Source organism: Geomonas diazotrophica (assembly GCF_018919385.1).
GTDB classification, from domain to species: domain Bacteria; phylum Desulfobacterota; class Desulfuromonadia; order Geobacterales; family Geobacteraceae; genus Geomonas; species Geomonas diazotrophica.
Genome location: NZ_JAHLMF010000008.1, coordinates 288,958 through 307,861 on the forward strand (window position 1 = coordinate 288,958; position 18,904 = coordinate 307,861).

Annotated in this window: 17 protein-coding genes; 5 read left to right on the forward strand and 12 right to left on the reverse strand. The window is 62.7% G+C overall.

The window, feature by feature from the left end:
• Positions 1-44: 44 nt before the first annotated feature.
• The 7 genes from KOM00_RS11230 to rimI all read right to left on the reverse strand — a co-directional run bounded on the left by KOM00_RS11230 (position 45) and on the right by rimI (position 5,139).
• Complete coding sequence (locus KOM00_RS11230) at positions 45-437, reverse strand: TraR/DksA family transcriptional regulator (protein WP_216499000.1); 393 nt, start codon at positions 435-437, stop codon at positions 45-47.
• Positions 438-506: 69 nt separating this feature from the next.
• Positions 507-665: a hypothetical protein gene (locus KOM00_RS11235; RefSeq protein WP_216499001.1), complete on the reverse strand. Its 159-nt coding sequence runs from the start codon at positions 663-665 to the stop codon at positions 507-509.
• Between the two features lie 142 nt (positions 666-807).
• The gene (locus tag KOM00_RS11240; RefSeq protein ID WP_216499002.1) at positions 808-1,716 is read right to left on the reverse strand and encodes a LysR family transcriptional regulator; all 909 of its coding nucleotides are present in this window, start codon (positions 1,714-1,716) and stop codon (positions 808-810) included.
• Positions 1,717-1,942: 226 nt separating this feature from the next.
• The gene (locus tag KOM00_RS11245) at positions 1,943-2,974 is read right to left on the reverse strand and encodes a KamA family radical SAM protein (RefSeq protein WP_216499003.1); all 1,032 of its coding nucleotides are present in this window, start codon (positions 2,972-2,974) and stop codon (positions 1,943-1,945) included.
• Positions 2,974-3,891, reverse strand: a complete 918-nt coding sequence (locus KOM00_RS11250; RefSeq protein WP_216499004.1) for a dihydroorotate dehydrogenase — start codon at positions 3,889-3,891, stop codon at positions 2,974-2,976. Before KOM00_RS11250 ends, KOM00_RS11245 begins: the two co-directional genes overlap by 1 nt.
• A 2-nt stretch (positions 3,892-3,893) precedes the next feature.
• The gene (locus KOM00_RS11255) at positions 3,894-4,703 is read right to left on the reverse strand and encodes a dihydroorotate dehydrogenase electron transfer subunit (protein ID WP_216499005.1); all 810 of its coding nucleotides are present in this window, start codon (positions 4,701-4,703) and stop codon (positions 3,894-3,896) included.
• On the reverse strand, positions 4,693-5,139 hold the full coding sequence (gene rimI, locus KOM00_RS11260; protein WP_216499006.1) for a ribosomal protein S18-alanine N-acetyltransferase: 447 nt from the start codon (positions 5,137-5,139) through the stop codon (positions 4,693-4,695). The genes KOM00_RS11255 and rimI overlap by 11 nt, the downstream gene beginning before the upstream one ends.
• A gap of 143 nt (positions 5,140-5,282) precedes the next feature.
• Between rimI and purM the strand changes: the two genes are divergently transcribed.
• The 3 genes from purM to KOM00_RS11275 all read left to right on the forward strand — a co-directional run bounded on the left by purM (position 5,283) and on the right by KOM00_RS11275 (position 7,929).
• Positions 5,283-6,329: a phosphoribosylformylglycinamidine cyclo-ligase gene (purM, locus tag KOM00_RS11265; protein WP_216499007.1), complete on the forward strand. Its 1,047-nt coding sequence runs from the start codon at positions 5,283-5,285 to the stop codon at positions 6,327-6,329.
• Between the two features lie 16 nt (positions 6,330-6,345).
• Positions 6,346-6,960 carry a phosphoribosylglycinamide formyltransferase gene (gene purN, locus KOM00_RS11270; protein ID WP_216499008.1) on the forward strand — a complete coding sequence of 205 codons (615 nt, stop codon included), beginning with the start codon at positions 6,346-6,348 and terminating at the stop codon, positions 6,958-6,960.
• Positions 6,961-7,086: 126 nt separating this feature from the next.
• Positions 7,087-7,929: a ChaN family lipoprotein gene (locus KOM00_RS11275; protein ID WP_216499009.1), complete on the forward strand. Its 843-nt coding sequence runs from the start codon at positions 7,087-7,089 to the stop codon at positions 7,927-7,929.
• Positions 7,930-7,950: 21 nt separating this feature from the next.
• On the opposite strand, the gene KOM00_RS11280 is transcribed toward KOM00_RS11275, so the two are convergent.
• The 4 genes from KOM00_RS11280 to KOM00_RS11295 all read right to left on the reverse strand — a co-directional run bounded on the left by KOM00_RS11280 (position 7,951) and on the right by KOM00_RS11295 (position 13,487).
• Entirely contained in the window at positions 7,951-8,235 is a 285-nt protein-coding gene (locus tag KOM00_RS11280; protein WP_216499010.1) for an EscU/YscU/HrcU family type III secretion system export apparatus switch protein, read from the reverse strand.
• Positions 8,228-9,172 carry a flagellar hook-length control protein FliK gene (gene fliK / locus KOM00_RS11285; RefSeq protein WP_216499011.1) on the reverse strand — a complete coding sequence of 315 codons (945 nt, stop codon included), beginning with the start codon at positions 9,170-9,172 and terminating at the stop codon, positions 8,228-8,230. Before fliK ends, KOM00_RS11280 begins: the two co-directional genes overlap by 8 nt.
• Positions 9,173-9,264: 92 nt before the next feature.
• Entirely contained in the window at positions 9,265-12,372 is a 3,108-nt protein-coding gene (locus KOM00_RS11290) for an efflux RND transporter permease subunit (protein WP_216499012.1), read from the reverse strand.
• Positions 12,369-13,487 carry an efflux RND transporter periplasmic adaptor subunit gene (locus KOM00_RS11295; RefSeq protein ID WP_328758380.1) on the reverse strand — a complete coding sequence of 373 codons (1,119 nt, stop codon included), beginning with the start codon at positions 13,485-13,487 and terminating at the stop codon, positions 12,369-12,371. Before KOM00_RS11295 ends, KOM00_RS11290 begins: the two co-directional genes overlap by 4 nt.
• Before the next feature lie 201 nt (positions 13,488-13,688).
• Between KOM00_RS11295 and KOM00_RS11300 the strand changes: the two genes are divergently transcribed.
• Both KOM00_RS11300 and KOM00_RS11305 read left to right on the forward strand, forming a co-directional pair.
• Positions 13,689-16,013, forward strand: a complete 2,325-nt coding sequence (locus KOM00_RS11300) for a PAS domain S-box protein (protein ID WP_216499014.1) — start codon at positions 13,689-13,691, stop codon at positions 16,011-16,013.
• Positions 16,010-17,053: a response regulator gene (locus tag KOM00_RS11305; protein WP_216499015.1), complete on the forward strand. Its 1,044-nt coding sequence runs from the start codon at positions 16,010-16,012 to the stop codon at positions 17,051-17,053. Before KOM00_RS11300 ends, KOM00_RS11305 begins: the two co-directional genes overlap by 4 nt.
• 255 nt (positions 17,054-17,308) lie before the next feature.
• On the opposite strand, the gene KOM00_RS11310 is transcribed toward KOM00_RS11305, so the two are convergent.
• On the reverse strand, positions 17,309-18,763 hold the full coding sequence (locus KOM00_RS11310; protein ID WP_216499016.1) for a sigma-54-dependent transcriptional regulator: 1,455 nt from the start codon (positions 18,761-18,763) through the stop codon (positions 17,309-17,311).
• Positions 18,764-18,904 lie beyond the last annotated feature (141 nt).

Here is an 18,904-nt window from a genome sequence, read left to right on the forward strand (position 1 = left end):
TCCCCAGTCCCCAGCCCCCAGCCCCTGCTCCCTACTCCCTGCCTTTAGATCTTGGTCCCCGGCGGTTTTGAAGGGATCTCCTGCTCCCTCTGGCACTCCACGCAGTACGCGGCGAAGGGCATCAGCTTCAGCCGCTGCAAACCGATCTGCTGGCCACATCCTTCGCACTTGCCATAGGTTCCTGTCTCTACCCGCCTTTGCGCTTCCTCCAACGCGGTGAGCTGCTGTCGCCTGATATCGGCCACGGCAAGTCCGGCGTCGGACAACACGTCCAGCATGCTCTTCTCGCCGGGGTCCTGGGGCACGTCATACTGGGCCGCCAGATTCTCTCCGGTCTGTGAAAATACATCTTCGCGCAGCTCGGCCCAAAGCCGGCGCTTGTACTCCACGAGCAGGTTTCTGAATTCAAGCTGATCGCCTTCCAGTTTTTCCGGCATCTCGTCCTCCTACAACCGGCGCCCGCCCAGGCCAACCGGCCCTTTGCCCCATGAGGGGTAATCACCGCATCAGGGAACGTCCTCGACGTCGCAGAGCGGACAAAAGAGCTCACCACTCTCCTTGTCGCGCTGGAGTTGTGAGCCGCAAAGCGCGCAGATTTCCGTCTCCTCTGTGCCGACGACCGGCCTGTCCTTCAGAATGTCCTCTTCCTCACTTACCCTTCGCATATGGCCTCCTTTGGCGGAACTGCCACGAAAACAGCCAAAAGTATACCTTAAAAACGCAAACGGGCTTGACCCTCCACATTAATCTCGTGGAGTAATCAAGCCCGATCCGTTTTTACCGCGCACCGTTCGTCGTGGGGATGGCTCAGCAGGCCCCTCCCAAGGGGAAGCCTGCGTCGATGCAGTCCAAAAATTCAACCACCGCCGGGTCCTGCCTGCGCTCGCTCTTCACCACGACGGAGCGACGACGCGACTGCTCGAATCCCGGAACGACATGTTCGAGCAGCTGTCCGGCATCCAGCTCCCTCGCCGCTATGCTGCGGGAGACGAACGAGATACCACCTCCGGCAAGCACCGTCTCAAGCGCCAGACGGAGGTCGTCAACCACGACCACGGCTTTGAAATCCTCTACGGTACGGCCGCAGCGGGAGAGTTTAAGGTCCAACAGCCTGCGTGAGGTGCAGTCGGGTTTGCGGGCAATCAGGCAGAACTGGAAAAGCCGTTCGAGGTCCACCTCACCCGGGGGGAGTCCAAGGGATGGCGCGCTGACGAAAACCAGCTGGTCGCTCGGCAGTTCCACGATATCGAAGCCGGAAACCTCCATCGCCTCACAATGTTCAATCACCGCCAGGTCGAATTCGTTTTCCTGAAGTTCCTTCACGGCGCGGTCCAGCGAGTGGAACATGAAACGAAGGTCGACGTTGTCGGCCTTGCGGGACATGAACTTCTCCATCACCTGAGGCAGGAAACCGACCCCGAAGGTAGGCGTACAACAGATGGAGAGGCGGGTTTTCTCCCCCCTAAGCTTCAGGTCGTTGGCGAGCTGCGCCTCCAGAAGCAGTATCTGCTCGGCTCGTTGCACCACGAGCCTCCCTGCATCCGTCAACAACAACAGCTTCCCGGACCGGTCCACCAACTGGCAGCCGTAGTGGTCCTCAAGGTACTTGATGCGCTGCGAGACCGCGGACTGCGTAATCGAGAGATCGTTCGCAGCCTTGGAAAAGCTTCCCACCTGCCCTAACACCACCAGCGTTTTCAGATACTCTGTTTGCATTCAAATTGGCCTATATATAATAATCTTGATTTAGCAGTACGCTTATAACACGCCGCACGCCGGCAAGGCAAGGTTCCTTTCAAAAAAAACAGCCGCCGCCGACGAAACCGCTCAAGTTATCGACGGAATTGCCACACAGCTTAAGCGGAAACCATGAAGGCATGAAAAAGCCGGATGCAGGGCTGCATCCGGCTCCGTTGGCAGGCGTACGGGGAGGAAGGGAGTGTCAGATCTCCTGGTACTCGATCTCCTCACCCAGGTAGTTGCGCACGAAAAGGCGGCTGCCGTCCGCGCTGAACCGGGCCGATGAGACCTCCACCTTGCCTTTCCCGCCTGGCAGATCGATGACGTAATGCGGGACGGCGAGGCCCGAGGTATGGCCGCGCAGGGCCGCCATTACCGCGATGCCGTCCGCGACCCGGGTCCGGAAATGGGCGGTGCCCCGGACCAGGTCCATCTGGTGGATGTAGTAAGGACGCACCCGGATGGCCAGGAGGCGCTGCATCAGCTCGCGCATCACCTGGGGCTCGTCGTTCACACCCTTGAGGAGCACGCTCTGGTTGCCAAGCTGGATGCCGGCGTCGGCAAGCCGCGCACAGGCCCTGGCCGACTGCTCGGTGATCTCGCGAGGGTGGTTGAAGTGGGTGTTGATGTAGAGCGGCTGGTGGCGCTTCAGCATGCGTGCGAGCCGCGCCGTGATCCGCTCCGGGAGGGTAACCGGCACGCGGGTGCCGATCCTGATGATCTCGACGTGGGGGATGCGGCGCAAGGCGGTCAGTATCTGCTCCAGACGGTCGTCGGAGAGGAGCAGCGGATCGCCGCCGGAGAGAATCACGTCCCGGATCTGCGGTTGCGAGGCGATATAGGCCACCGCCTCGTCCACCGGCGCCGGGCTCATCCCCTGGCACCCCACCCCCCGCTTTCTCATGCAGAAGCGGCAGTAGACGGCGCAGGCAGTGGAGACCAGGAACACCACCCGGTCGGGGTAGCGGTGGATCAGGCCGGGCACCGGCGAGAGACGTTCCTCGTCCAGGGGATCGGGGGACTGGCTCAGGTCGTGCATTTCGGCCGGGTCCGGGACGCACTGGCGCCAGATGGGGTCTCCCGGCTCGCGGATCAGTCCGAGGTAGTACGGGGTGATCCGCATCGGGTAGCGCCGCACCACCTCGGCGAGATCCGCCCCCTGCACATGAAAAAGCCCGGCAAGCTCCTCCGGGCTGGTGATGCATCTCTTGAGGCTGTGTTCCCAGGCTTCCATCAGACCTCGAGGGCCCCGATCAGCGAGCGGACGCTTTCGATGCCGTGCTCGACCAGGTACTGTTCCATCTCCTGCGCGATCCTCTGCGCGGCGGAAGGATCGAGAAAGCTCGCGGTACCCACCTGGATGGCGGTGGCGCCGGCCAGCATGAACTCGAGGGCATCCCTGCCGTTCATGATGCCGCCGATGCCGATGAGGGGCAGCCTGACCGCTTTGGCCACCTGCCAGACCATCCTGAGCGCCACCGGTTTTATGGCGGGACCGGAGAGGCCGCCGGTGACGTTGGCCAGTACCGGGCGGCGGCGCTCCAGGTCGATGGCCATGCCGGTCAGGGTGTTGATGAGCGATAGCGCGTCGGCGCCGGCATCGGCGCACGCCTTGGCCATGACAACCACGTCGGTCACGTTGGGGGAGAGCTTCACGATGAGCGGCTTGGAGGTGTTCCTCTTGACCAGCGAAACGACCTCCTGGGCGGCGCCCGGGTCAGTGCCGAACACGATCCCCCCCTGCTTCACGTTGGGGCAGGAGATGTTCACCTCGATGCCGGCCACGCCGGCCAGGCCGTCCAGGCGGCTCGCCACCTCGCCGTACTCCTCGAGGGTATTGCCGTAGAGGTTGGCTATCACCGGCGTGTTCACGTTTTTCAGGTAGGGGAGCTTCTGCTCGATGAAGGCGTCTATCCCCACGTTCTGCAGGCCGATCGCGTTCAGCATCCCTCCCGGCGTCTCCACGATGCGCGGGGTCGGGTTGCCGGCCTTGGGCTTCAGGGAGAGCCCCTTGGTCACCATGGCGCCGATGCTCTCCAGATCGAGGTAGTCGGCGAACTCGGCGCCGTAGCCGAAGGTGCCGGAAGCGGTCATCACGGGGTTGCGCATCGGGATCCCGGCGAGGACCACGGACATGTCAGGTCGTTGCATTGCTAACTCCATTGCAGTTCAAAGCTGTCGAAGACGGGACCGTCCTTGCAGACGCAGCGGTAGTCGGGGGTCTCGTCGGTGTGATTGGCCCCCTTCATGACGCAGCCAAGGCAGGCGCCCACGCCGCAGGCCATGTACGCCTCCATGGAAACCTGGCAGGGGACGCCGTGCTTCTGGGACATCTTGGCCACCGCGTTCAGCATCGGCGTCGGGCCGCAGGCGAAGATGCGCATGTCGGAGGAGAGGTGGCGTTCCAGCACCTGGGTGACGAAACCGCGTTCGCCCAGGGTGCCGTCGTCGGTCGCCACGTAGGTCTCGACGCCGAGCCTCTCGAATTCGGTGATGCAGAGGACGTCGTCGCGGTTGCGTCCCCCGGCGAACAGGCGCACCTTTTCGCCGCGCTCCTTCAGCTCCTTGGCGAGGTAATAAAGCGGCGCGAGCCCAACGCCGCCTCCCACCAGCACCTTCTCCTCACCGGCAGGTCCCATCTGGAACCCCTTGCCCAGCGGGACCAGGAGGTCGACCAGGTCGCCGTGGTGCAGCGCGGAAAGGAGCTTGGTCCCCTTTCCCACCACCTTGTACAGGATCTCGCAGTAGACCTGCGCGCCGCAGCCGGCGTATTCGGGAACGAAGCTCCCCACGTCGAAGAGCCCGAAGGGGCGCCTGAGCAGGGGGTCGATGGCGTCGTTCACCTTGAGCATGACAAACTGCCCGGGCACCGCGGAGGCGAGCTCCTGGGGGGCCGTCATCCTCATCCTGAAGTAGTTGGGTGACACCTCGACGTTGGAGATAACCATGGATTTAAACTGCATCGCATTCCTCTACTTGAGCTATGGATAGGTCCATCAGAATGGCGTCGTCGCCATTTTCGTAGTAATTCCTGCGGCGCCCCACCTCGGCAAAGCCCAGACGCCGGTACAGCGAGATCGCCTCGTGGTTGCCCACCCGCACTTCCAGGCAGAGCAGGGCGAGCTTCCGCTGCCGGCAGAAGGCGACAGCCCAGTCGACCAGCGCGCGTCCGATCCCGCCCCCCCTGGCCCCAGGGTCTACGGCGACATCGAGGATCTCGGCCTCGTCCAGCACCTGCTTCAGGCAGAGGTAGCCGGCGACCTTCCCTGCGCCGGTCACGGCGACCACCGGGTGGCTGCCGGGGCTTTCCATCTCGTCCAGGAAATGGCGCCGGGTCCAGGGGCGGGGGAACGAGGCGGACTCGATTTCGAGGACGCTGTCTAAGTCCTCGTCACACATGGGACGCAGTGTTATTTTCTTCCCCGGGGCTGACACAGCAAGGCATATTAAGCAAAGCACCAGTCGAAGTAAACAATTTTTTCACTTTGACTTTTACTGGGGAATGGGATAAATTTCTCCTTTAATTTATTGGAGGTTTCACCTTGAAAGAGAAGAAAATCACATATAAAGACGCCGGTGTAGACATAGACGCTGGCAACACTTTCGTCAAGATGATCAAGCCGTTGGTCAAGGCCACTTCCCGTCCGGAAGTCCTTGCCGACATCGGCGGTTTTGGCGGTCTCTTCTCGTTGAACACCGGCAAGTACAAACATCCCGTGCTCGTCTCCGGCACCGACGGTGTCGGCACCAAGCTGAAACTTGCCTTCCTCGCCGACCGTCATGACACCATCGGCATCGACCTGGTGGCGATGTGCGTCAACGACATCATCGTGCAGGGCGCCGAGCCCCTCTTCTTCCTGGACTACCTGGCCACCGCCAAGCTCGACCCCGCCAAGGGCGCCTCCATCATCAAGGGTGTCTCCGAGGGTTGCGTCCAGGCAGGCTGCGCCCTGATCGGCGGAGAAACCGCAGAGATGCCCGGCTTCTACACCGGCGACGAGTACGACATGGCCGGCTTCGCGGTCGGCGTGGTGGAGCGCGAGAAGATCATCGACGGCTCCTCCATCACCGTGGGCAACAAGCTGATCGGCCTCACCTCCTCCGGCCTGCACTCCAACGGCTACTCCCTGGCCAGAAAGGTCATCCTGGAGCACATGGGGCTGAACATCAACGACGAGATTCCCGGCCTGGGCAAGACCGTCGCCGAGGAACTCCTCACCCCGACGCGCATCTACGTCCGTTCCGTCCTGAACCTGCTTCGGGACTTCAACATCAGCGGCCTCGCCCACATCACCGGCGGCGGGCTCCTGGAGAACGTCCCCCGCGTCCTTCCCAACGGCTGCAAGGCCGTGATCAAGAAGGACAGCTGGGAGATCCCCGAGATCTTCAAGATCATCGAGAAAGGCGGCAACATCGAGGAGAACGAGATGTTCCGTACCTTCAACTGCGGCATCGGCATGGTCCTGGTGGTCCCTGAGAACGAGGCCGACGACATCATGATCAGGCTCACCGGGCTCAACGAGACCGCTTTCGTCATCGGCGATGTCGTCAAGTGCGACGCCGGCAAGGAGTGCGTGGAGCTGGTCTGATCCGCGCGGAGCCTTTATGGGAAATGAGCTCAAGATAGGGGTACTGATCTCCGGCAGCGGCAGCAACCTGCAGTCGATCATGGACGCCTGCGCCAAGGGCACCATCAACGGTCGCGTGGTCTGCGTGATCAGCAACAAGGCGGACGCCTTCGGCCTGGAGCGGGCCAGGAAGGCCGGCATCCCGGCTCTGCACCTGGACCACCGCGCCTACACCGGCCGCGAAGCGTACGACGAGGCACTGGTGGCAACCCTGCGCGAGTTCGACGTGGACCTGGTGGTGCTGGCGGGCTTCATGCGCATCATCACCTCGGTGCTTTTGGACGCCTTCCCGATGCGCGTCATGAACATCCATCCGGCGCTGCTCCCCGCCTTCCCCGGGCTGCACGCCCAACGCCAAGCCCTGGAATACGGCGCCAAGGTCGCCGGTTGCACCGTCCACTTCGTGGACTGCGGCACCGACACCGGGCCGATCATCATCCAGGCTGCGGTGCCGATTCTCGCGGGGGACACCGAGGAGAGCCTGTGTGCCCGCATCCAGAAGGAAGAGCACCGCATCTACCCCGAGGCGGTCCGCCTCTTCTCAGAAGGGCTTTTGCAGGTCGATGGCAGGGTGGTCACCGTCTCGGCCTGACCACGAAACAACATAGCAAAATCAGAACCCCCTCCTGCGCGAGGGGGTTTTTCTTTGCCCGCACCAAGCCCTCCCCGTGCCTCTTTCCCGTGGCGCCTTAGCGATGTTTCTGCTATAACCACGCCCATGCCCATTCATCACCTCGCCAGATTGCTGCTGTTCGCCCTGCTCACCGTCCTTTTGTGCGGCTGCTCCATCTCCCAGGCCCTGCGGGTCCGGGACCGCACCACCGTAGACGTAGACAGCATGATCGCCGATATCTCGGACGCGCCGGTGATCTTTCTAGGCGAAAGGCACGACGAGCCTGCACATCACGATCTGCAGTTGCGGGTGCTCAAGGCTTTGCAGGCTCAAGGAAGGGATATTGCCATCGGCATGGAGATGTTCGAGAGCGTGAGCCAGCCCGCACTTGATGCGTGGAGCGCCGGAAGGGTGCCGGAAGAGGCCTTTCGCAAGGTGTACCAGTGGAGTTGGCGCCACATCCCCTGGGGCATGTACAGCGACATCTTTTTCTTTGCCCGTGACAACCACATCCCCATCGTGGCGCTGAACGCGCCGCGCGGCATCGTCCAGAACGTCGCGCAGCGCGGCTTCGGCTCCCTAAAAGCCGCCGAGCTCGCGGACCTGCCGCCCGATGTCGACGCGAGGGTGACCGACCAGTTCCTAAACTTCATGCGGGGATCCTTCCCAAGCCACAGCCGAAGCGGCGACGCATTCCGGCACATCGCCGAGGCGCAGATGCTGCGCAACTTGGTGATGGCCAGGCGCATATACGACTATCTCGCAGCGCACCCGAAAAAGGTAATGGTCGTGATCGCTGGGGGTGGGCACGCGCGTGGGGTCGGCGGGGTTCCAGCCGAATTGAGGGGAAACCTGAACTACAGGATTGTGCTCCCGCCGGTTCCGCCGTTGGACGAGGAGAGCGTTACCCCCGAGGACGCGGATTACCTGCTGATGGAGCGGTTCTGAGCGGGGAATTCGGGTGGCGTGTCAGAGCTGCTGCTCCAGTTGCTGGTCCAGCGAGTAGAGCCATGCCAGCAACTCGGCGACGGCCTGGTACAGTTCCGGCGGGATTTCCGCGTCGAGATCGATCTGCATCAGCATGGCGACCAATTCGGGGGACTGGTGCACGTACACGCCGTGCTCCTTGGCGAGCGAGATGATCGCCTCCGCGCTGATGCCGGCCCCCTTGGCGATGACCCTGGGGGCACCCGCCTCGTCGGGGTTATAGGCCATGGCGACCGCGCGCTTCATGTCCGAGCTCTTCTTAGCCATCCTTGGCCGCCATCTTGTTCAGGTGCAGTCCCTGTGAGGCAAGCGAGGTTCTCAGTTCGCCGCTCCCTTGACGCAAAAGCTCGGAAGCGCCGGGACGATCACAGACCAGCTCCACGTTGATCCCTTCGGGGGTGAAACGCAGGTGCGCCTTTACCCCCCCAAGGCGCGGCAGTTCCAGCGCCAGGTTCGCCTCGATCCCCTGCTCCCACTGCTCGGCGCCCCCTTCCCCTATTACCAGCCTCATCTCCTGTCCGGGCCAGGCCTCCCCCTGCCAAGCCAGCACGCCGGTGTTCAGCAGGTGGAGCTGTTCCTTTATGAGCGGCAGGGTGCGGCCGTCGGCGATGGCGCCACCGGCCGTCTCCTCTCCGGCCGAGCCCCCTTCCCTTTCCGACAACATGCGGGAAAGCTTCCCCTGGGGTTCCTTGAGCAGCTCTTTGAGGGGTAGCCCCCCGAGAGCCCACTGGGCCAGGTGCGATTCGTAGAAGAGGCCGTTCTGGGTGAGGCTCGTCTTCAGCCTTCCGGCAAGTTGGGCTGCGACCTGCTCCGGGTGCTCGACCAGCGGATCCTGCGCAGACGGCAGCACGGGCGCGTTCTGCACTACGTCCGCGAGCCACTTGCCCATGGAGCTCAGCTGCACCGACTCGGTCTGGGGGCGCAGCATCTGGAAGGTCACGCGGGGATCCGCGGTCACGAAGGTCAGCTCCAGGGTTTCCCCCGGCTGCACGTTGAGCGGGATCTCCAGCTTATAAAGCTCTCCAGCCACCCGCGCCAGGTACAAGTTGTTGGGAAGGTTGGCGATGATCTCGGCCTTGACCTGCTGCCCCGGGTTGAGCTGCAACAGGGAGCTGGCGCGCTCCTGCACGTCGGCGGTCGGAGTCACCGCCGTCTTGGCCAGGATGGTCAGAACCTGCTTTTGAGTTTCGTCGTTGATCAACATGCCGCGTCCCCAGCAACGACCGTAAACAGCTCTACGTTCTACAGCTCTACGTTCTACAGCTCTACGTTCTACGTTCTAAACTCCAGGAACGATCACAGCCCGGGCTGCATCGCCGGCGCCTTCCTCCCGAAAAACGCCCTGCCCCTCTGCACGGCCCGGTCCAGGTAGTAGTAGACCACCGGCGTTATGTAGAGCGTCAAAAGCTGCGACACCAGGAGCCCCCCCACCACCGCAAGGCCGAGCGGCCTTCTCCCTTCCGAGCTCGCCCCGATGGCGAGCGCGATGGGGAGGGTCCCCATGAGTGCCGCCATAGTGGTCATCATGATGGGGCGGAAACGGACCAGGCACCCCTGGTGGATCGCCTCCATCGGGCTCTTCCCCTCGCGCCTCTGGGCGTCGAGCGCGAAGTCGATCATCATGATGGCGTTCTTCTTCACGATCCCCACCAGCATGATGATGCCGACGAAGGCGTACAGGTCCAGCTCCTTGTGAAACAGCATCAGCGTCAGCAGCGCGCCGAGCCCGGCCGAAGGGAGCCCGGACAGGATGGTGATCGGGTGCACGTAGCTCTCGTACAGGATCCCGAGCACCAGGTAGATCACCACAACGGCCGCCAGCAAAAGGAGCGTCAACCCCTTGGTCGAGGACTGGAAGGCCTGGGCCGCGCCCTGGAAGCCGGTGTTGATTCCCGGGGGGAGCGTGCTCGCCGCCAGCTTCTCGACCGCCTCCACCGCCTCCCCCAGGGGAACCCCCGGCTTCACGTTGAAGGAGACGGTGACGCTGGTGATCTGCCCCAGGTGGTTCACCGACAAAGGCCCCAGCGACTTGGTGAGCGTGGTCATGGTCGAGAGCGGCACCAGCGCGCCCGACGACGACCTGACGTAGAGCAGCCCCAGGGCCGACGGGTCGAGACGGTACTGCGGCTCCAGTTCCAGGATCACCTGGTACTGGTTGGTCGGGGCGAAGATGGTGGAGACCTGCCTGGAGCCGTAGGCGTAATAAAGCGCGTCCTCGATCTGCTGCGCCGTGACCCCGAGCGCCGTAGCCTTGTCCCGGTCGATGTTCAGGTCGACCTGCGGGTTCTTGAGCTGCAGGTCGCTGGTCACGTCGAGCAGCTGCGGCACCTGCTTCAGCTTCTGCTCGAAGGCGGCAGCGCTGTCGTAGAGGAGCTGGGTCTCGGGGCTTTGCAGCACGAACTGGTACTGGCTCTTCGAGAGCTGTGCCTCAAGCCTGATCGGCGGCGGGTTCTGCATGAAGCTCTGGATCCCCGGCACCTCGGCCAGCTTCGGGCGCAACTGCTGGATCACCTGGTCGACCGTTTCCTTTCTCTCACTTCTCGGCTTGAGCGTGACAAACATGAAGCCGGAATTGGAGCCGACCCGGGAACCCGAGGCGCCGACCGTGGACATGAATCCCTTGATGTTGGGGTTGGCCGCGATCCTCTTGGCGAGTTCCTGCTGGTGGGTGACCATCTCCTCGAAGGAGGCCCCCTGCGCCCCCTCGGTGGTGCAGTAGAAGGAGTCCAGGTCCTCGCTGGGGAGAAGCCCCATCGGCATCACCTTGAAGAGATAGACCGTGACCGCGGTCATGATCAGCGTGACGGCGAGGGTGGCACGGCGGTGTTTGAGGACCGCGCTGAGTGTCCTGCTGTAGGCGGCAAGCATGGCGTCGAAGCAGCGCTCCAGGAGGAGGTACAGCCTGCCGTGGCGCTCCTCGGCGGGCGGGTGCAGAAACCGGCTGCAGAGCATGGGAGTGAGGGTCAGGGAGACCACGCCGGAGATAAGGATGGCGCAGGTTATGGTGACGGCGAACTCGTGCAGAAGCCGCCCCAGCATCCCGCCCATGAAGAGCACCGGAATGAACACGGCCACAAGCGAGATGGTCATGGAGACGATGGTGAAGCCGATCTCCCTGGCCCCCTTCAAGGCGGCCTCCATGGGGCGCTCCCCCTGCTCCATGTGGCGCACGATGTTTTCCAGCATGACGATGGCGTCGTCCACCACGAACCCGACCGAGAGGGTGAGCGCCATCAGGGTGATGTTGTTCACCGAGAAATGCAGGGCGTACATCGCGGCGAAGGTGCCGATGAGCGAGATGGGGAGCGCTAGGCTCGGTATCACCGTGGCGGAGAGGTTCCTGAGGAACAGGAAGATCACCATGATCACCAGCGCGATGGTGAGCACCAGGGTGAACTTGACGTCGGCCACGGAGTGCCGGATGGCCTGGGAGCGGTCGTAGAGCTCGTGCAGGGTGACCGCGCCGGGCAGTTGGTCGCGGAATCCGGGGAGGAGTTTCTTGATGGAATCCACCACCTCGATGGTGTTGGTGCCCGGCTGTCGCTGCACGGCGAGGATGATGGCACGCTCGCTGCCGTTGAACCAGGCGGCGAGCTTGTCGTTCTCAACCGAGTCGATCACGCTGCCGAGGTCGGACAGCCGCACAGGGGAGCCGCCGCGGTAGGCGACGATCAGCGGGCGATACGCGGCGGCGTCGAGAAGCTCCCCCTGTGACTGTATGGAGAACGACTTGCTGGAGTCCTGCAGGGTGCCCGTGGGGAGGTTAACGTTGCCGCCGGAGAGCGCCTGCGACACCTCGTCGATGCCGATCTTCCGGGAAGCAAGCGCCATGGGGTTCAGCCGCGCCCGGACCGCGTACTTCTGAGGACCGTAGATCTGCACCTGGGCCACACCGCTCACCATGGAGATACGCTGCGCGATCATGGTGTCGGCGTACTCGTTCACCCGGGACAGCGGCAGCGTCTTCGAACTGAGCACCAGGTAGAGCACCGGCTGGTCGGCCGGGTTCACCTTCTGGTAGGAGGGGGGGGACGGCATGTCCTGGGGGAGCTGCCGGCTCGCCTTGGTGATGGCGGACTGCACGTCCTGCGCCGCCGCGTCGATGTCACGCTCCAGCGCGAAGCGCAGCGTGATGCGGGTGACGCCCTGGCCGCTGGTGGAGTTCATGGTGTCGATGCCGGCGATAGTGGAGAGCTGGCGCTCCAGGGGGGTCGCGACCGCGCTGGCCATGGTCTCCGGGCTTGCCCCCGGGAGATTCGCGGTGACCTGGATGGTGGGGTAATCGACGTTGGGGAGATCGTTCACCGGGAGCATCTGGTAGCCGATCAGGCCCGCGAGCACGATGGCGAGCATGACCAGGCTGGTCATCACCGGCCGCCGGATGAAGAGTTCCGCAAGGTTCATGAGGGTGCCCCGCCCTTGACGGCCACTTTCCCTCCCGGTACCAATTTCACCTGCCCGTCAGTCACCACCGTGTCGCCGGGAACGAGCCCCTTCTCGATCAAGGTCAGGCCGTCGAGGGAAGGACCGGTGCTGACCGGCCGCACCTCCGCCGTGGAGTCGGGCTTGACGAGGTAGACGAATTCACCCTGCTGCCCGGTCTGGACGGCGCGGGTGGGGACGACGGTCGCCCCCTTCCTGGTGTCGAGGGTGATGGCGACGTTGACGAACTGCCCTGGCCAGAGCGTTTTGCGGGCGTTGGCGAAGGTGGCCTTCACCTTGATGGTGCCGGTGGCGGGATCGACCCCGTTGTCCAGGAAGGTCACCGTCCCCTGCTCCGCGACGGCGCTCCCGGCGACGCGGGCCTGGACAGGGAGTTTGCCGCCGATCCTCCCCTTGATGGTGGCCAGATCCTTTTCCGGCAGGGCGAAGGTGACGTAGAGCGGCGCGATCTGGTTGATAGTGACCAGCGCGGTGTCGTTCTCCTTGACCAGGTTGCCGGGGTGGGTGGTAAGGCCGCCGGTGCGCCCGGCCATGGGGGAACGGATGAAACAGTACTCCAACTGGAGCTTGGCGTTGTCGACCGCGGCGCGCAGCGAGGCGACCGAGGCGGCGAGGGAGTCGGCGTTGGCCTGGAGCTGGTCGTACTGCTCGCGGGTGACGATCCCCTCCTGCCAGAGCGCGGCGTACCGTTTCGCCTGCTCCCTGGCGTTGTTGGCGCTGGCAAGATCACGGGCCAGGTTTGCCTGGGCCTGCGCCAGCGAGGCCTGGAAGGGGCGCGGGTCCACGGTGAACAGAAGCGCCCCCTTGGCGACGTCGTCCCCTTCCTTGAACTGCACCCCGGTGATCATGCCGGCGACGCGGGACTTGAGCGCCACGGTGGCGTAAGCTTCGACGTTGCCGATGGCGCGCAACTCGATGGGAACGTCTTTTTGGGAGGCCCGGGCCACGGCAACCGGCGCGGGAGCTTTCGTTTTGGGTTTCTCTGTCTTGCTGGAGCAGCCTGCGCCGAATAAGGCAAACAAGAGCAAAAACAACAGGAATCGGGGAAAGGGATGGGCAAGAGAGGTGGTGCGCACGCTGTATTCTCCTTTGCGGCCTGGAGGGTTGCAAGATTCATAGCACACTCCGCAGCCAATTAGTAGCCAAGAAAGCAGATCCATATTCTTTCCTTTTTTTATATAAATTGCCGTTCGGCTAAACCTATCAGAACAGCCGGCCGATAAGAAGGTGCAGGTAGGACTCGAACCAGATGCAGAGACGCGAGGGGCCCGACCCAGATGAAACATCCACTGCGCATCCTGATCGTAGACGACTCTCCCGAGGACGCCATCCTCATCGTTCGGCACCTGCAGAAGGAGTTCTCTCCCATCTATGAACGGGTCGAGACCCCGGACGAGATGAACGAGGCGCTGGACCGCGGGGGATGGCACCTGGTCGTCTCAGACTACGTCATGCCACGTTTCAGCGGCCTTGGGGCGCTGCAGCTCATGCACGAGCGCGGCGTCGACCTCCCCTTCATCATGGTGTCCGGCCAGATGGGAGAGGATGCGGCCGTCGAGGCGATGCGCGCCGGCGCGCACGACTACCTGATCAAGGACCGCCTCTCCCGGCTGATCCCGGCCATCAAGCGGGAGCTGAGGGAAGCGGTGGTGCGCCGCGAGCGCCGCATGGCGGAAGAGGCCCTATCCGCCACCGAGGCGCGCTTCCAGAGCCTGGTGGAGCAGTCTCTGGTCGGCATCTTCATGCTTCAGGAAGACGTCTTCATCTACGCCAACCCGAAGCTCGGCGCGATCTTCGGCTATGATCCCGACCAGTTGATCGAGAAGAGAAGCCTCCTCGACCTGGTCGCGGCGGACGACCAGATCCGGGTGCTGACCCGGTTCCTGCGCCCGCTCAAGGAGGGAAGCGAGCCGCTGCACATCTTCTTCCGCGGCAGGCGGCAGGACGGCGCGGCCATCGACCTCGAGGTCAACGGCACCAGGACCCTGATCAACGGCTCGGACGCGGTGATCGGCACCTTGCTCGACATCACCGAGCGGCGTCGCGCCGAGGCCGAACTGAGTAAGTTATGGCGTGCGGTGGAACAAAGCCCGGTCTCGGTGGTGATCACCGACCTGCGGGGCCACATCGAATACGTGAACCCGAAGTTCATCGAGGTGTGCGGCTACTCGGAGCCCGAGCTGATCGGCATGAAGACCAGCATCCTCAAGTCCGGCAACATGAACGACGAGTTCTACCGGGATCTTTGGCAGACCATCTGCTCCGGGAAGGAGTGGCACGGCGAGCTGCACAACAGGAAGAAAAACGGCGAGCTGTTCTGGGAGAGCTGCTCCATCTCGGCGGTCAAGAACCCGGAGGGGCAGATCACCCACTTCGTCGGTGTGAAGGAAGACATCACCGAGAGAAAGCTGGTCGTGGACCAGTTGCGGCAGGTACAGAAGATGGAAGCGGTCGGGCAGCTCGCCGGAGGGATCGCCCACGACTTCAACAACCTGCTCACCGTGATCAACGGCTACAGTACGCTCCTGCTCCGGGCCCTGGACGAGAAGTCGCCCATGCACAAGGAGGCGGAGCAGATTCTGCGTGCCGGCGAGCGCGCCGCGGACCTCACCAGGCAGCTCCTCAGTTTCAGCCGCCGTCAGATCATGGAACCGCGGGTGCTGGACATCAACCGCCAGGTGAAATCGGTCCAGAAGATGCTGGAGCGGCTGATCGGTGAGAACATCCGGCTCGTTACCGCACTCGCTCCGGATGCCGGACTGATCAAGATGGACCCGGGGCAGCTGGAACAGATCGTCATGAACCTGGTGGTAAACGCACGGGACGCCTCAGATACCGGCGGGGTGATCACGGTTGAGACCACGAACCGCGATCTGGACGACGGCTACACGCATCGCCACCCCGGCTCCCAGGTCGGGAGTTTCGTGAGGCTCAGCGTGACCGACCGGGGCCAGGGGATGACCGAAGAAGTGAAACAACGGCTTTTCGAGCCGTTCTTCACCACCAAGGAAATGGGGCGCGGCACCGGGCTCGGACTGGCCACCGTGTACGGCATCGTTAAGCAGTGCGGCGGCTACATCGAGGTGATCAGCGAGCCGGGGCAAGGGGCGCGCTTCGACATCTACCTGCCGCGCACCTTCCAGGAGGAGGAGTCCCTGGGCAAGCGGCAGCTCGACGAGGACATCGACACCGACCACACCATCCTGGTAGTAGAGGACGAGCCCGGGGTGCTGAACCTGGTGGTGCACACCCTGAGGATGCGCGGATTCAGGGTACTGGAGACGACGGACCCCGAACAGGGGATCGTCCTGTTCGAGCAGCACGCCGAGGAGATCGACATGCTCCTGACCGACGTGGTCATGCCGTTCATGAGCGGCCCTACCCTGGCCGAGCACCTGCTGGCCAGGAAACCGACGCTCAAAGTGCTTTTCATGTCTGGACACACAGACAACAGGACCAGCTTCGAGAAGAAGCTGGAGAGAGGGATGCAGTTCCTGCCCAAACCCTTTGCAAGTGACGCCCTGATCAGAAAGGTGAGGGACACCCTGCAGGGGACCGGGTCGCAAGAAGTGCCCCGGGCGAATCCAGGAGGTAGCAATTGAAAGGGAACATACTCATAGCCGACGACGAGGACATGATCAGAGAACTGATCAACATCACTCTGTCCAAGGAAGGGTTCACCTGCTTCCAGGCCGGTAGCGCGGAAGAAGGTTTGGACATAATCAACAGCCAGCAGTTGGACCTGGCCCTTTTGGACATCATGATGCCCGGGCGCTCAGGGATCGACCTGCTCAAGGACATCAAGCAGGTGACGCCGGACACCACGGTGCTGATGATCACCGCCATGAACGACATGGACACGGCCCTTTCCTGCATCCACAACGGGGCCGAGGACTACATCACCAAGCCCTTCAACCTGGACCGAGTGCTTCTGACCGTGAAGAACACCCTGGAGAAGCGGCGCCTGGTCATGGAGAACAAGGAGTACCAGGCCAACCTCGAGCTCAAGGTACGCGAGCAGACCGAGGTGATCAGGAGCGTCATGGGCGAGATCAACCTCGCCTACGAGCACACCCTGGCGGCGCTGATTCGGGCGCTGGACGCGAGGGAAAAGGAGGTCGGGTCGCACTCCGAGCGGGTCATGGCCTACACCTGCCTGCTGGCGGAAAAGGCGGGGATCGGGCCGGAAGAGCGGATCATCATGGGCAAGGGGGCCCTTTTGCACGACATCGGCAAGATCGGCGTGTCCGACAACATCCTGTTGAAGCCGGGAAAACTGGACGACGAGGAGTGGAAGGTCATGCGCCAGCACCCGAAGATCGGCTACGACATCCTGGCGGGGATCAAGTACTTCACCGACGCCGCTGAACTGGTTCTGTTCCACCACGAGCGCTACGACGGCGCCGGCTACCCCCACCGCGTGGCCGGCGAGACCATCCCCATCAGCGCGCGCATCTTCTCGCTGGTGGACACGCTGGACGCCATGACCTCGGACCGCCCCTACCGCAAGGCCCTGAGCTTCCAGGCGGTGCTGGACGAGGTTGTGCGCTGCTCGGGTCAGCAGTTCGACCCGAAGCTGGTGGACGTGTTCCTCTCCATCCCCAAGGAGGAGTGGGAAAAGGCGGCGGGGAAGACCCTGTAACCGGGAACAGGTCACTGGGCGAATGTTTTTTCGCCTCCCCTGTAACCGCAAACGCCACCCTGTAGGGGCGAATAATTATTCGCCCAGCCCTGGTGCACACAGGATTGCCCTGGCAGACAAAGAACAGGCAGGACAAAGAACAGGCAAGACAAACAACAAGGGCGAATGATTATTCGCCCCTACAGGAACACCCCAAAAAAAGAGCCGGCGGACCATCTGGTCCGCCGGCTCTCTTCTTCTCTGCCCACCTTATCGCTAGGACTGCTCGCCCAACCCGATCCGGTAGCGCTCGAGGCGGTCGCGCAGGGTGTTGCGGCTGATGCCCAAAAGCTTCGCGGCGAAGACCTGGTTGTTGTTGCTCTTCTCCATGGCCATGTGGATGAGCGCCTTCTCAAGCCCCATGTTGACGCTCTCGTAGATGGCCCCCTTGTTCTTCGCGCAGATGCCGTCGAAAACGGGCTCCAGCATGCTCCAGAACACCTCGTAATAGTCGCCGCCCACCACCTCGAGGTCGACTTCCTTAAAGCCGGCCTTGGCGGTCAGGAAAGACTCGAAATCGCCGGGAACGAGGATGTCGCCGCGGCAGAATACTACCGCGGAGTTGATCACGTTCTTAAGCTCCCTGATGTTCCCCTCGAACTGGTGGTTCATCAAAAGCGACATGGTCTCGGGAGCGACCCCCTTCACGTTCTTGCCGTACTTCTTGGCAAATTTCTTCACGAAGAGGTCGACAAGCAGCGGGATGTCCTCGGTACGGTCTCGCAAAGGCGGCAGGAAGAAGTTCACCACGCGCAGGCGGTAGAAGAGGTCCATCCTGAAGGACTTCTCCTTGACGGAGGCAAGCAGGCTTTTGTTGGTGGCGGCGATGACGCGGACGTCAACCTTGATGGTCTCGTTCCCGCCTACCCGCTCGAACTCCTGGTTCTCCAGGACGCGCAGGAACTTGCCCTGGTTGGCGAGGCTCATCTCCCCGATCTCGTCCAGGAAGATGGTGCCGCCGTTGCATTGCTCGAACTTGCCGATGCGGCGGGAATGGGCATCCGTGAAGGCGCCCTTCTCGTGGCCGAACAGCTCGGATTCGAGCAGAGCCTCGGGGAGCGCAGCACAGTTGACGGCCAGGAAGGGACGGTTCTTGCGGCGGGAGTTGTTGTAGATGGCGCGGGCCAAAAGCTCCTTGCCGGTGCCCGATTCCCCCTGGATGAGGACGGTGGCGTCGGAATCGGCGACGCTGCCGACCATCTTCCAGATCTCGATCATCTCCGGAGAGGAGCCGATCATCAGGTCTTCGCTGAGGTCTTCCTCGGCCTGGGGTCGCTCCCTGGTGTAGCGTACCTTGCGGCTCAACAGGTTGCACTCCAGCGCCTTCTTGACCGCACCCTTCAGCTTGCTCATGTCAAAGGGCTTGGTGACGTAGTCGAAGGCGCCGTGCTTCATGGCCTCGATCGCGTTCTGGGTGGTCTTGTAGCCGGTGGCCATGATCACGGCCAGACCGGGGTCGATCTTCTTCGCCTCCTTGAGGACCTCGATGCCGGACTTCTGAGGAAGGCTGATGTCCATGATGGCCACGTTGGGACGATCGGCGATGATGCGCTTCAATGCTCCTTCGCTGTCGCTTTCCAGCAGCAGTTCGTATTCCTCGCCCGTGAAGATGGTCTTCAGCATGAGCAGGATGTCGTGATCGTCATCCAAAATGAGCAGTTTAGCAGTCATGGCCGGTCCCCCCGATGGGCTATTATAATCCGCCCCGGTCTTTTGCCAAGACCGGGCGTAGCGAGGCTGAATGAGTCCTACCGGTGATACCAAAAGAACCGCCTGAATAAAGCGGTTCTCCCGGTTTTACATCTAAGGAAC

Bases quoted from the DNA above. Each gene is read 5' to 3' on its own strand.
- purN (WP_216499008.1), top strand. From the start codon at position 6,346: ATGGGAAATGAGCTCAAGATAGGGGTACTGATCTCCGGCAGCGGCAGC.
- KOM00_RS11240 (WP_216499002.1), bottom strand. From the start codon at position 1,716: ATGCAAACAGAGTATCTGAAAACGCTGGTGGTGTTAGGGCAGGTGGGA.
- rimI (WP_216499006.1), bottom strand. From the start codon at position 5,139: ATGTGTGACGAGGACTTAGACAGCGTCCTCGAAATCGAGTCCGCCTCG.
- KOM00_RS11235 (WP_216499001.1), bottom strand. From the start codon at position 665: ATGCGAAGGGTAAGTGAGGAAGAGGACATTCTGAAGGACAGGCCGGTC.
- KOM00_RS11290 (WP_216499012.1), bottom strand. From the start codon at position 12,372: ATGAACCTTGCGGAACTCTTCATCCGGCGGCCGGTGATGACCAGCCTG.
- KOM00_RS11255 (WP_216499005.1), bottom strand. From the start codon at position 4,703: ATGCAGTTTAAATCCATGGTTATCTCCAACGTCGAGGTGTCACCCAAC.
- KOM00_RS11245 (WP_216499003.1), bottom strand. From the start codon at position 2,974: ATGGAAGCCTGGGAACACAGCCTCAAGAGATGCATCACCAGCCCGGAG.
- fliK (WP_216499011.1), bottom strand. From the start codon at position 9,172: ATGTTGATCAACGACGAAACTCAAAAGCAGGTTCTGACCATCCTGGCC.
- KOM00_RS11280 (WP_216499010.1), bottom strand. From the start codon at position 8,235: ATGGCTAAGAAGAGCTCGGACATGAAGCGCGCGGTCGCCATGGCCTAT.
- KOM00_RS11300 (WP_216499014.1), top strand. From the start codon at position 13,689: ATGAAACATCCACTGCGCATCCTGATCGTAGACGACTCTCCCGAGGAC.
- KOM00_RS11310 (WP_216499016.1), bottom strand. From the start codon at position 18,763: ATGACTGCTAAACTGCTCATTTTGGATGACGATCACGACATCCTGCTC.
- KOM00_RS11275 (WP_216499009.1), top strand. From the start codon at position 7,087: ATGCCCATTCATCACCTCGCCAGATTGCTGCTGTTCGCCCTGCTCACC.
- KOM00_RS11250 (WP_216499004.1), bottom strand. From the start codon at position 3,891: ATGCAACGACCTGACATGTCCGTGGTCCTCGCCGGGATCCCGATGCGC.
- KOM00_RS11230 (WP_216499000.1), bottom strand. From the start codon at position 437: ATGCCGGAAAAACTGGAAGGCGATCAGCTTGAATTCAGAAACCTGCTC.